The organism is Endozoicomonas elysicola, from assembly GCF_000710775.1.
GTDB lineage: Bacteria > Pseudomonadota > Gammaproteobacteria > Pseudomonadales > Endozoicomonadaceae > Endozoicomonas > Endozoicomonas elysicola.
On the sequence record NZ_JOJP01000001.1, the window covers coordinates 4925590 to 4938546 of the forward strand.

Consider the following 12957-nt stretch of genomic DNA (forward strand, 5'->3'; position numbering starts at 1 on the left):
CCTTTTAAAGTCTACTGATACTCCAACGGGTAGAAGTAATATGACAATGACAGGCCTCAGAACGAAGTATCTGTTTCAAAAGCGCGCCATACAAGCTCCTCTCCATTGACATTGTAAGTCAAACCACTTTGTTGTTTTCTGATCTGATTCAGGCTTGTATTTGTAGCTTTAAACCTTGGTTCCTGCCTCTGATTTTCCTGAGCACAGAGAGCGGAAAGCCTTAGCCCATTCTTATCCTTCTTATGGGCTTCAACAGAAGCATTAAGGCCTGCAACCTGATCATTAACGAAAGCATTGTACTGTTGAATATCTGCGTTTTTTCTGAACTCAGTCTGCACTCGCTTTTCTGGTTTTACCGGAGAGTAATTGAAAGCATCATTCTTCTCAGTCATAGGCTGAAGTTCAGAACGATATTCTAACACAGGCATACATCTGTATCTCACATCCTCCGTGAAATCAAACCCGCTTCGCAGAGTATCGTTCCAACAAGCGTCATACCAATGCAATTTTTCCCCTCTGGGTGAATGCTCCCACCTGCTGGGAACTCGAGATTCCAGCGTATGATCTTCTAACCAACCCTTATATCCTTTATGCTCAGAAACTCTCTCAAGATAAGTACGTCGATGTGGCTGCGACAAACGATCAGTATTCTCTCTAGCCAATGTCTCTTGTCCAGACACAAGAGTAGAAGTTTTTTTGCAATCAGTACTCATATCATCTGGACGTGATTCAAAAAGCGGATCAAACTGTGACAGCAGTGCACGGATTGACTCTGAAGTCGAGTGAGTTGACGCTACAAGAGGCTCCTTGAGTGTATTTTTCAACTCTGGAAGATCAGTCTCAACATTTTCTTCATCATCACATAGCGTTTCCCTGCTGCTGCATAACGTTTCACGGCTACTAGAAGCAGAGACTCTGGATTCTGTCTCTGCATCATCTTCACTGGGAATGCCTGATAAGCTAGATACCATTGAGGAGTTGTTGGATTCTGAAGTTGTACTTAGACAGTACGTACTGTCTTCAGCTGAAGAGTCTGATAGAGAAGAAAAAGAGCCAGAGCCCGGCTGGTACTCTGTATTCTGCAACCATTGGTCGAAGCCCTCTCCAAGTCTCAGCGGGTCAAAGTTCCCTCTAAGCCTCAGCACAAGGTGCAAGGTGGACTGTTCCGCAGAAAACTGTAAAGGTAAGCCCATACCTTCAATAGGTGAATCAATACTGGCCATTGGCATTGGGGTGACAACACGGTCAGTTTTCAATTCACGAGCATTATAAAAATCAGGCTCAGCAGCCCTCGGACCGACTTGCTCAGTTAACCCTTGCCCATCAAGCTCGCCGGACTGAGCACTTTGCACAGAGCAATCTTCGGAGAACGAACCAGCCAAGCTTCGAACCTCAAGCTTCCCATGTTCTTCATAGACTTCGATCCACGACGCAATCCGACCTCCATCTCCCCCTTGATCTTCCAAACTGGCAACAGAAGATGAAGGTGTTACGGTGGGTAGCTGATCCTCAGGGATCGATCTTTCCAGATGCCCCATTGCAGGTGAAGCGAAAGAAGAGTGTTCAGTAACTTCAGCTTTCGAAACAAGCGGTTCTGGGGCATCGTCTGCAAAATCAAGATTCTGGCTAAACGAATCTGCCTGAGAGCTGACAAGATCATTGGACTCATAAACTACTTGCTGCTCATCCATTTCGTTTAGAGGGGCATTTTCAGTGGCAATGCTCAAAGGCTCTAGAACTTCAGGTACATCAGTAACAATTGCTTCAATTTCAGTGCTCTTACCAACATCACCTGAAATAGCCCCACACAAATCATATGAATCAGTGTCAATCAATACATCATCATCGCTCTCAAACATCTCATCATTAGAGTCAAGCTCAAAATCTGAAAGCCTAACACTCTTATCGAGCTCACCTTCTGGCTTATCTATGGCTCTGCCTGTATCAGAAGACAGAGCAACTGTTGACAGCTCAGGGGCTGATGAACCTGCCTCGAGGGATAGTTGATCATCACTTACCTCAATATGAGACTCACCAAGATTACCCGAATAAGGCTCAGGATCATCCTTTTTAACAACTGCCCCAATTTCAATGGAGGTTAAACACTCCATCCGAGCTCCATAAACACCTTGACCTTCCAAACTGTCAACAGAAGATGAAGGTGTCACGATGGATAGCTGATCCTCAGGGATCGGTCTTTCCAGATGCTCCATTGCAGGAGCAGCAAAAGAAGAGTGTTCAGTAACTTCAGATTTCAAAAAAAGCGGTTCTGCAGCATCGTATTCAGAATCAAGATTCTGGCTAACTGAACCTGCCTGAGAGCGGACTAGCTCATTAGATTCATGCACCATCTGCTGCTCATCCAGCTCGTTTAGAGGCGCATTATCACTACCAATGCCCAAAGGTTCCACAACTGCAGGTCCATCAGTAACAACTGTTTCAACGTCAGGGCTCTTACCAACACCACCAGAAACAACCCCACAAAAATCATATGAACCAGTGTCAATCAATACATCATCATCGCTCTCAGACATCTCATCATTAGAATTAAGCTCAAAACCTGAAAGCCTAACACTCCTATCGTGCTCACCTTTTGGCAGAAGTGGCAAAGGCAACTGAAGCTCAGGACCGTCTAAAACCGCGCCTGTATCAGAAAGCATAGGAGCTATTGGCAATTCAGGATCAGATGAACCTGGTTCGAGGAATGATTGCTCATCCCCTAGATCAATATAAGACCCAACAAGGCTACCTGAATCAGACTCAGGATAATCAGCCTGTACAACTGTATCCATTTCAGCAGAGTCTAAATATCTCGGATCATCTGGACTATCAGATACAATGCTATCAAATGGTTGCCTTGAATCAGAAGAAATTGAAGCGCTTGTTTCTTGAGAAACATCAGGTATCTGTGTACCTAAAAGAATAGGTTTCAGGATAATACTGCCATCCTTTTTTGCACCTTTTTCTTCATCAATGCAATACTTATCAGATGGGTAAGTACCTTCAAAGATTATATCGAAGTCGTCTTCTTCCACTACATATATACAGATATTTCCGTTAGCATCAGTCTGAACGCCACTTGAGGGCTCGGAACTTTCACTCAGAGAAAGTTTATCTTGAGCTTGATCAGATACGCTACATACCCGAGCATCTAAACCAGAGTTTGAAGATGAGACTTCTAATGAAGGTGAACTTGAATCAGGATTTTTCAGCTTTAGTTTAGGGTTATGTGCCTCTACACTAACCCCATTAATCTTTGTTTTTTCCGAACCATTTGGGCTTCCATCATCATTACTTCTAGGAACGGATGCCTCCTCATAAGCACCGTTAACTAAATCTTTTACGACTACTCCTGAAAGACCGCCACCTTCACTTCCTGACGCCTGCATAAACTCTCTCCTGCAACTTATAGTTTTTAAAAAATGGATGATCCAAAAATGTCCACGATTAAAACTAGACCGTCATCCTAATTAGAGAGTTCCCGATGACTATTTAAAACCTGATCAAACAAATGTTTGAAACAGGGTGACAAAAAAATTCCTTCCCGGGAGCTAATCCCCCCCACCAATGTCTAATTTCCAAATAATAAATATCTAACTATTATTTAATTTTCAGGCAGTTAGAGGGTGATAACAATGAGTTCTTGTCCGTTATCTAACTTTATCGGTAATCGCTGTATGCCAGACCCTGTACAACCAGAGTCTTTTGCAGCCAAAAACCAGAAGTTTGCTGAAGAAGCGAGCTTTTTCGCTTCTATTTTCAAGCATCACTCAGTTAGACCGGTGCCTGACCCCGCTTTGATATTAGTTCTTAACAAGCTATGGCTTGAAAGGAAAAAAAGAAAAGTTACCAAGAAAGGTAAGTCAGAGCAGTTGTGGCTGCGCAAAAAACCAGAGGATGAGCCATGTGACGAGATGGATAGGTACGAGGAAGTTTGACCAGCCACCGATGTCATTTTCCTCTGACTGACCCATTTTCAAACGCCGTGTCTGAGCGTCCACCCACCAGGCAGGTTTTTGCCTGGTGGAAAGACACTATTTTATTGATTCCAGCCATTCCGTACAGTCCGTTTGATTTGTCCATTACATCGGCGCGATAATACGCTTAACATTAACCGTGAGAATCCGGAAAAATTTTCAGGACACTTTCACGCAGTACCGTCTCCCACTCTCATTATTTTTAAGGTGGCAGCGTTACATACCAGCTAACTTCTTCCTCGCCCATCTCTGCGACGACCAGGATAAAGATTGTATCCTTCATAGCTGGCTCACCCGGCTTTCAACAAGTAAAGCTATTTTTCAGGACTGAAAGGAACGAGAGTAAGGCATTGAGTGGTTTTCTAGGATTTTTTAAGAAGAGAAGTGCAAGTAAAGACTCATCCCCGGCCGAAAAGGGTAAAAAAGAGTCTTCTGGCAACAAAAAACCGGCTCCACGTTCCAGGAACAGCAGCCAGAACAAATCATCAAAGCGCCCAAAACAGACGGGCAACAGAAAGTCAGCCCGCCAGATTCAGGCCGTGGAAAACTGGAGTATTGGCCAGTTTCAGGTAGCTGCAGACCCTGAAAAGACGCGTTTTCATGATTTTGAACTACCCAGTGAGCTGATGCATGCGATTGCTGATCAGGGCTTTAAGTACTGCACACCTATCCAGGCAGAAGTTCTGGGGAGTACCCTGACAGGCCGCGATGCTATTGGCAAGGCTCAAACCGGGACAGGTAAGACCGCAGCGTTCCTGATCAGCACTATTAAGCAGCTAGTTGACACCCCTGCGCCTGACAGCCGCTATCTGGGTGAGCCTCGCGTCGTCATTATCGCGCCTACCCGCGAGCTGGCCCTGCAAATTGGCAATGATGCTGAGGCCCTGACGAAATACCTGCCTCTTCATGTTGTCACTGTTGTGGGCGGTATGGATTATGAGAAGCAACGAAAACGCATCAGTGAAAACTATGTTGATATTCTCGTTGCGACGCCTGGGCGTCTTCTGGACTATTGTGAGCGAAAAGACCTGTTTCTGGATCTTGTTGAAATCATGGTTATTGATGAAGCTGACCGGATGCTGGACATGGGCTTTATCCCACAGGTCCGCCGTATCATTCGAATGACTCCCAGGCCCGGAGACCGGCAAACGCTGTTGTTCTCGGCTACCTTTACTGATGACGTACTGCGACTTGGTGAGCAGTGGACCTGGAACCCGGTAAAAGTGGAAATAGAGCCTGACAGCGTGGCTACTGATACCGTGGAGCAAAAGGTATACATCCTCTCTTCTGAACAGAAGTTTCCTCTCCTGGTTAACCTGATCAACCACCACCAGCTGGAAAAGGTCATTGTATTTACTAATCGCAGGGATCAAACGCGAAAACTGACAGAAAAGCTGCAAAGAATTGGCATCAAGGCAGATCAAATCTCTGGTGAAGTTCCCCAGAACAAACGCTTGAGAACTTTGGAAAACTTCCGGTCTGGAAAAATTTCCGTACTGGTAGCTACCGATGTCGCTGGCCGGGGAATACACATTGACGGAATCAGTCATGTCATTAACTACAACCTGCCTGAAGCTCCGGATGATTATATACATCGGATAGGCAGAACTGGCAGGGCTGGGGCAAGTGGTGTCAGCATTAGCTTTGCCTGTGAAGATGACTCATTTCTTATTCCTGACCTGGAAGCCCTGCTGGGAGATAAACTGAAGAAAGACTACCCACCGGAAGAGCTGCTGGTTGATCCCCGAAAAGCCAAGCGTTCTTAAGCTTCTGCTGCAGGCGGACTGTATATATCCGCCTGCAGAAATACGCTAAACCATTAATAAAGAAAAGAAATAAAAAATCAAAGACTAGTAAATCTTTTATAAAAAAAGGCGATATAACTTTTTAAGTCTAGAAGTAAAAGGCTTTAATTTAAACCCTTTTGGAGGACAAAATTTTTTTTTTATTCTTCATCGAAATTTAACCTTGCCGGATTAAATCTTTTCGATAAGAATCAAATATGAGTGAACCCAAAAACAGACAAGGGAGCTGCCTATGGGACATGCCTTGGAAACCAGGCCAATAAACTCACCCACCACTACCACCTACATTTTGGACAGTAATGTCCTGATTCATGACCCCAACTCGATTCTAAATTTTGAAGAACATCAGGTACTGATCCCCATCACTGTGCTGGAAGAACTGGACAAACTCAAGAACGGAAAGCAAACCATTGCGGCTGACTGTCGTCAGGCCATTCGACTGATCGATAATATTCTCGGTATAGCGACACCTGCAGAAATAGAGCAGGGTGTGCCCATCCAGAGAAATAACGAAAATGAAACGTCCGGCACCCTGTCTATCATGATGAGCCATGCCGACGATAAGATAGCGACGCTACCCAGCAGCAATAACGACAACCAGATAATTAACGATATCTGTCAGTACCAGAAATCCCGCCCGGACCGGCAATTCATTCTGGTCACCAAAGATATTAACATGCGACTGAAAGCCAGAGGCTGCGGTATTCTCACAGAAGATTACCACAGTGATCAGCTAGTCAGCGATATAGGTCTGCTCACCAAAGGCTATCTTCACTACGAAGATAACTTCTGGGATCGCGTTAATGAAGTCAAAACGGCTCAGTGTGATAGCCAAACCATCCATACAATAGCCAAGAGTGAACTTTCTGAAGAGCTTTACCTCAACAAATTCCTATTAGACGACCAAGGATTTGTAGCAAAAGTGGTCGACATAACAGACGACCATGTAAGCCTTCAACACTACAGCAGAGAAAGCTTGATGAATCAGGAGGTATGGGGCTTAAAGCCACTAAACATCCATCAGGCCATGGCATTAAACTTGTTACTGGATCCCGATGTACATCTCGTCAACCTGAACGGTGCTGCAGGCTCAGGTAAAACAATTCTGGCTCTGGCAGCAGCCATCGAGATGACAATTGCCAGCAAACAATACCGAAGAATTATTGCCACTCGTTCGACACAGGGACTGGATGAAGATATAGGCTTCCTTCCGGGCACAGAAGCAGAAAAGATGGAACCGTGGCTGGGCGCCATCACGGATAACCTTGAAGCATTGCATAATGATGATGAGTCAACCAATAGCAGTGTGGAATATATCCTTGATCGAGTACCGCTCCATTTCAAATCCCTGAATTACATTCGAGGAAGGAGCTTCCAGCAAAGCCTGATCATCATTGATGAGTGCCAAAACCTGACACCTCATCAAATCAAAACCATCATCACCCGTGCTGGGGTTGGCAGTAAGGTTATCTGTCTGGGCAACCTTGCTCAGATTGATACGCCCTATCTGGCAGCTACCAGCTCCGGTTTAACTTATATGACTGAACGCCTGAAGCATTTCCCCCATGGAGGTTCAATGCAGCTTCAGGGAGTACCCAGGTCACCTCTGGCAGCTTATGCCGAAGCTCATCTTTAATTAACTCACCTTCTCCATATACAAAGCCCCGGAGTTTAATAGCCGGGGTTTTCTGTTTTTCCTGTAATGGTTACAGGCACCTGAGAGAAGAAACTGATAAGCTGAGATTGTGGTACGGCAAAACAAAACATAGATAGTCAATCACTCTTTTCCTCCGGGTGTCTTCCATGTTCACCAAAAAGCTTGAACTTGACGACTTCATGAATGGCCTTGCTCGCAGAAACCCCAATGAACCTGAGTTTCACCAAGCCGTCCGTGAGGTCGCTGAAAGCGTTATTCCATATATAAACCATCACCAGAAATATATTGATGCTCGAATCCTTGAACGAATGACAGAACCTGACCGCATTATAATTTTCAGGGTCTGCTGGGAAGACGACGACGGTCATATACGTGTCAACCGTGGATACCGGGTTCAATTTAATAACGCCATTGGCCCTTATAAAGGCGGCCTTCGATTTACCAGCAACCTTTCACTGGATACCCTTAAATTCCTTGGCTTTGAACAAACATTCAAGAACAGCCTGACGACTCTCCCCCTTGGCTCTGCCAAAGGTGGAGCCGATTTCAACCCAAAAGGAAAAAGTGACCGGGAAGTCATGCGCTTCTGCCAGTCCTTCATGACGGAACTACACAAACATATTGGCGCCCATACCGATGTACCTGCAGGCGATATTGGCGTTGGTGCACGGGAAATCAGCTATATGTTTGGTCAGTACAAACGCCTTCAGAATGAATTTCGCAGCGTCCTGACGGGTAAAGAATTAGCCTATGGCGGTAGCTTGATTCGCAAAGAAGCAACAGGCTATGGCACTGTTTTTTTTACTCGAGAAATGCTCAAGGCTCATCAGAAGGAGCTGGAAGGCAAACGCTGCATTGTATCCGGGTCTGGTAATGTCGCACTCTATACAGCCCAAAAAGTCATGCAGCTGGGCGCTACCGTCATTGCCATGTCAGATTCCGGCGGCAGCTTCCTGATTCCTTCCGGAATGACTCAAGAACACCTTAACCATCTGATTGACTTGAAGGAAAAGCAACGTGGGCGAATCAGTGAATTCGCCGAGCATTTTGACTGTGATTACTACCCCGATAAAAAGGTATGGGACTTTCCCTGCGATATTGCATTCGCCTGCGCCACTCAAAACGAGCTGGAGCTCAATGACGCTAAAGAACTAGTGAAGAATGGCTGTATTGCCCTGGCAGAGGGTGCCAATATGCCAACAACGATGGAAGCCAGTCACTATTTAAGAGAGGCAGGAATTCTGTTTGCTCCGGCCAAAGCAGCTAATGCCGGTGGTGTGGCAGTGTCAGGGCTGGAAATGTCTCAAAACAGCATGCGTCTCTCCTGGCCGCTGGAAGAGCTGGAAAAGCGTCTGGAAGACATCATGTTCAAGATCCACCAGCAGAGTAAAAGATATGGTCAGCAATCTGATAACACTATTGACTATATCCGTGGCGCTAATATTGCCGGCTTTACAAAAGTCGCCGATGCGATGCTGTCCTATGGTTTTGTTTAACCAGGCTGCCTGATATTCCACCATGTCCCGAATCTGCGCTAACACTGCCAGCAGATAGCTAATATGACTATGGGAGTGGCTGACATTCAAGGTCACTCTCAAACCAGCCTCTCCCCTATGTGACTCAGCGTTGCCCTGAGCTGTAAAACTGCCGAAGGCCTTAACTACAAGTGCCTCAAACACCTACTGTGATTCGAAAGATACAAAGTATCTCTACCAAAGCAGGAGGCCATTCCGAAATTAGCCATATGGCCAAAATTTGGTCGACCGATCACATGACTAACTGAGTTCCCTCTAAGCGATTTATTGAATTAATAGAGTAATCCTTGTCTCAGATTGAAAGTAATCACCTCCTGCGTATCTGCTCCCTTCAGCATTAGAGCGCCTAAGGAAACCAAGTCTCAGTTCAAACAGAACTGAGAAGAATTTACTAATATCGTCTAGATTTAACGGGTTTAGTAAGGAGTATGATGATGAAATCAGGTATATATCTTCTTCTTCTGATGGTGGTATTACTGATTACCGGATTATCCATTGAGGCAGCGAAACGGGTTCCCCCATCCATTGCCGAAGGCTCAAACCCAGACAAACATGTTAGCTTTGCTGGTACATGGAAAAATCAGCGTGGCTCTCTGCTAACACTACAGAGTGCAGGCAGTGATCTTCTCAAAGGTTACTTCACTACAGCAGTAGCCAATACTCAGGCCTGTATTGGCAAGGAAGTACCAGTTCAGGCTGTCCATAATAGCAACTCTTTTGCACTGAGCTTGAGCATGAAGAGCTGCGGATCCCCTGTCACTATCGCGATCAGTGGATTGTTGCGAAAATCAGAAACCCGTGGAGAACCTGACAAAATCGATACAATGGCGCTCATTCAGTGGCATGGTCAGGAAACATGGAAATCAAGAGTTATTACCAACGATACATTCATGAGGGTGAGTGAATAAAAAGAATCTGCTTTCATTGATAGCTGTTATCAATGGTGATGATAGGCGTTATTAACTCTCTTAACGCTATTAAAGGAACGCTCCCTGATCTACTATTGTCATCATACAATTATCTCCAGCTTGAATAATCAGGGAGTGTTTGATGCTGCTCATTATTTCTCCGGCCAAAACCCTGGACTACGAAACGCCACCCAGCACAAAAAAGTTTACGCAACCAGATTTTCTCAGCCACTCAGCTCTTCTGATCAAGGAACTCAACGAGTTAAGTCCAGCAGATATTGGCCGTTTGATGAGCATCAGCGACAAGCTATCTCAACTTAACGCGGCCCGCTTTCAAGCCTGGTCCACCCCATTCAACATGGATAACGCCAAACAGGCCATATTGGCTTTTAAAGGTGATGTATACACAGGTCTTGATGCAGAAACGCTGAATGAAAAGCAACTGTCATTTGCACAGCGGCACCTGAGAATACTTTCTGGCCTTTACGGTCTTTTGCGCCCACTGGATCTTATGCAAGCCTACCGTCTGGAGATGGGTACACGGTTTGCCAACCAGCGTGGGAAGGACCTTTATCAGTTCTGGGGAAACATCATCACTGAGCAGCTGAATAAGGAGCTATCCAATCAGAAAAATCAGGTATTGATTAACCTGGCATCTAACGAATATTTTAAGTCAGTTCAACCAAAGCAAATTAAAGGGCAGATTATTACCCCTGTATTCAAAGACTGGAAAAATGGGCAATACAAAATCATCAGTTTCTATGCCAAAAAGGCTCGAGGCCTTATGTGCCGTTATGTCATCGACCATAACATTGACCAGCCAGAAAAACTGAAAGATTTTGACTACGAAGGCTACGCCTTCAATGAAGCGATGTCCTCAGATAAAGAATGGGTATTCACCCGTGAGGAACAGAATTAAACCCGCTTTCAATAAACTGTCTGCAACTGCAGCTCCCGCTTTCTGGTGTACAGAAAGCGGATCATGTCATAGCTGAAAGGCGACTCAAAGTCTTCATAGGTAAACTGAATTTCTGACCGATAATTGATGCCATAGATGGCAAAGACAGCAGGGTCAGAATAATAGTGTTCTGGCACAGTCAGAAAATTAACCGTATCCTGAACAAGGATATCACCAGTCAAGCCGAAGGTATCGCGCACATTGCTTGGTCCAAGTACCGGTAACATCAGATACGGCCCTGCCCCAACCCCATAACGAGCCAGAGTCATACCAAAATCATTACGCTGGTAGCTCAGCCCTGCAGCTTCAGCTGGATCAAAAAAACCTAAAATACCAACCGTTGTATTGAGCACAAGGCGAGTACCTGAGCGCAAAGCAGCGCGAGCCCGCAATTGCATCAGGCTGTTCAGCGTATTGGGAACATCCTGCATATTCTGAAAAAAATTAGACACACCTTTTCGGATAAAAGAAGGAACAGTGACTCGATAGAGGTTTAGCACTGGCTTAAGAAAATAACGATCGAGTCCTGAGTTGAAACCGAAGAAAAGGCGATTCACCGGCTCAAGGGGGTCATAAACATCAAGGAATGCCAACCGCCTTATATCACTTCTAGCCCCGTCTCCATGCTCCTCATAATACTCTAACTGGTCCATAGGATTGGAATACGGTATTCGATCCTGCGCATAACTTGAAAATACACAAAAAGAAAGAAACAGGAAGAAACTACGCATCTGGGAATTGCCCTGTTTTTATAAAACCAACCATATCCTGCACATTTGCGGAAAACTGAAGGTTACCCATATGACCGCCATAAGGATAAATTTTTGCGCGCTGACCGAATGTGTCGTAAATAAAGGACAATCCCTCCTGATCAATAATCAGATCATCCGCATTATGCATCACACCAATATTTTTGGATTTTTTCAGCCATCGCTCTAAAACAGGCAAACTGCTTTGCAGAAAAGCATCTTTTCTTGTCAGCAAAGAGTCACCCTGCTGTCTGCGATGGAGGTTGAGCGACGGTAACAGCAAACGTTCAAGGTATTGTTGGAAATTCCAGTGCATCGACCGGTGAAAAAAAGGTGTTCGGCTTTCGGTCACAGTGATCGGCTGCCCTTCAGGGACAATCAGCCCAGTCCGATTCATAATATCTGCAGTAAACACCATGGATGCGATAGAGAACCGAAAGGCAACACCAATCAGCAGTGCCAACTCTCCATCACTCATCGTTTCAACTTCCCTACCGATGACTTCTTTAAGGCTGTCATCAACATCAAGATGATTGTTCTTCCGAAAGTACTCCGCTAACTGATCGAAGAAGCGATTGAACAACTCCGTTGTATCATCAACACCCTGAACCTTGACTCTTGTGAGCTGATCCAGATTCTGAATTGACCGTTCGAGATAAACCGGTGGGTTAATCAATAATATTCGCTGAAAGCCAATGACCTCTTTCCTGTCATCCAGGGCCCCAACGAAGGCTGCATCAAGTGCTCCCAGGCTATAACCAGCGAGATATATATCGTTAATCACCAGCCGTTGATTAAACTGTTCAATTCGTTTCAGACTGGCTTGCATCAATCGGTAAAGATCACTGGCATCCTGTCTGGAAATACCCGGCAAGTGGGTATTAGAGGCATTAACCATAAAATCTGAGCTGGTTGGAGACGATAGCTGGACAACATGAAAACCAGCCCTGTAGAAAACCCGTTTTAAAAACTCAACCTTACTGGCATTAAAGCGAGCACCAGTACCAGCGACAAGAAAAATAAGGGGCGCTGGCCTGTTCTGCCAGGCAAACCTGACAGTCGCTCTTCGAGAGTTTGAAAATGCTGAAGGTATTGGACCAGTAGCCAGTGGATGGTATATCTTCAGATTAATTTCATTGATCGCAGGACCCGATAAATCCGGCCACAGGTGTTCTGGCGTCCCCATCACGGTGGATAGAAAAGGATTCTGAATTGGGTACTGATAGGATGCCCCGGAGCATAGGGTATAAAGGCAAAAAAGCACCAACAACCCTGCTCGGAAATGTATCATTTGGTTTTACTCTACGCTTGCATTAAAAGATTCAAGCATAGAGCAAGATTCAGCTTTTCTCTGACTCGAGACCTTAA

The 12957-nt window shown here is 45.2% G+C and carries 9 protein-coding genes; 6 read left to right on the plus strand and 3 right to left on the minus strand.

Annotation, left to right across the window (positions count from 1 at the left end; all coding sequences use genetic code 11):
* Nucleotides 1–56 precede the first annotated feature (56 nt).
* Nucleotides 57–3389 (minus strand): hypothetical protein, encoded by a 3333-nt coding sequence (locus GV64_RS20750; RefSeq protein ID WP_020581714.1) that lies wholly within the window; start codon nt 3387–3389, stop codon nt 57–59.
* A gap of 246 nt (nt 3390–3635) precedes the next feature.
* On the opposite strand from GV64_RS20750, the gene GV64_RS20755 reads away from it, so the two are divergent.
* The 6 genes from GV64_RS20755 to yaaA all read left to right on the plus strand — a co-directional run bounded on the left by GV64_RS20755 (nt 3636) and on the right by yaaA (nt 10801).
* Nucleotides 3636–3938 (plus strand): hypothetical protein, encoded by a 303-nt coding sequence (locus tag GV64_RS20755; protein ID WP_020581715.1) that lies wholly within the window; start codon nt 3636–3638, stop codon nt 3936–3938.
* A 389-nt stretch (nt 3939–4327) separates the two neighbouring features.
* On the plus strand, nt 4328–5743 hold the full coding sequence (gene rhlB / locus GV64_RS20760) for an ATP-dependent RNA helicase RhlB (protein ID WP_020581716.1): 1416 nt from the start codon (nt 4328–4330) through the stop codon (nt 5741–5743).
* A gap of 271 nt (nt 5744–6014) precedes the next feature.
* Nucleotides 6015–7418 (plus strand): PhoH family protein, encoded by a 1404-nt coding sequence (locus tag GV64_RS20765; RefSeq protein ID WP_020581717.1) that lies wholly within the window; start codon nt 6015–6017, stop codon nt 7416–7418.
* Between the two features lie 167 nt (nt 7419–7585).
* Nucleotides 7586–8935, plus strand: a complete 1350-nt coding sequence (gene gdhA / locus GV64_RS20770; RefSeq protein WP_020581718.1) for an NADP-specific glutamate dehydrogenase — start codon at nt 7586–7588, stop codon at nt 8933–8935.
* A gap of 473 nt (nt 8936–9408) precedes the next feature.
* Nucleotides 9409–9882, plus strand: coding sequence for an avidin/streptavidin family protein (locus GV64_RS20775; RefSeq protein WP_020581719.1), 474 nt, complete (start codon nt 9409–9411; stop codon nt 9880–9882).
* Between the two features lie 142 nt (nt 9883–10024).
* Nucleotides 10025–10801: a peroxide stress protein YaaA gene (gene yaaA, locus GV64_RS20780; protein WP_020581720.1), complete on the plus strand. Its 777-nt coding sequence runs from the start codon at nt 10025–10027 to the stop codon at nt 10799–10801.
* An 8-nt stretch (nt 10802–10809) separates the two neighbouring features.
* Here yaaA and GV64_RS20785 read toward each other — a convergent pair whose 3' ends face one another.
* Complete coding sequence (locus tag GV64_RS20785; RefSeq protein ID WP_081622070.1) at nt 10810–11571, minus strand: MlaA family lipoprotein; 762 nt, start codon at nt 11569–11571, stop codon at nt 10810–10812.
* Nucleotides 11564–12880, minus strand: coding sequence for a serine/threonine protein kinase (locus tag GV64_RS20790; RefSeq protein ID WP_152554139.1), 1317 nt, complete (start codon nt 12878–12880; stop codon nt 11564–11566). The genes GV64_RS20785 and GV64_RS20790 overlap by 8 nt, the downstream gene beginning before the upstream one ends.
* Nucleotides 12881–12957: the final 77 nt, after the last annotated feature.

Bases quoted from the DNA above. Each gene is read 5' to 3' on its own strand.
- GV64_RS20750 (WP_020581714.1), bottom strand. From the start codon at position 3,389: ATGCAGGCGTCAGGAAGTGAAGGTGGCGGTCTTTCAGGAGTAGTCGTA.
- GV64_RS20755 (WP_020581715.1), top strand. From the start codon at position 3,636: ATGAGTTCTTGTCCGTTATCTAACTTTATCGGTAATCGCTGTATGCCA.
- GV64_RS20765 (WP_020581717.1), top strand. From the start codon at position 6,015: ATGGGACATGCCTTGGAAACCAGGCCAATAAACTCACCCACCACTACC.
- gdhA (WP_020581718.1), top strand. From the start codon at position 7,586: ATGTTCACCAAAAAGCTTGAACTTGACGACTTCATGAATGGCCTTGCT.
- GV64_RS20775 (WP_020581719.1), top strand. From the start codon at position 9,409: ATGAAATCAGGTATATATCTTCTTCTTCTGATGGTGGTATTACTGATT.
- yaaA (WP_020581720.1), top strand. From the start codon at position 10,025: ATGCTGCTCATTATTTCTCCGGCCAAAACCCTGGACTACGAAACGCCA.
- GV64_RS20785 (WP_081622070.1), bottom strand. From the start codon at position 11,571: ATGCGTAGTTTCTTCCTGTTTCTTTCTTTTTGTGTATTTTCAAGTTAT.
- GV64_RS20790 (WP_152554139.1), bottom strand. From the start codon at position 12,880: ATGATACATTTCCGAGCAGGGTTGTTGGTGCTTTTTTGCCTTTATACC.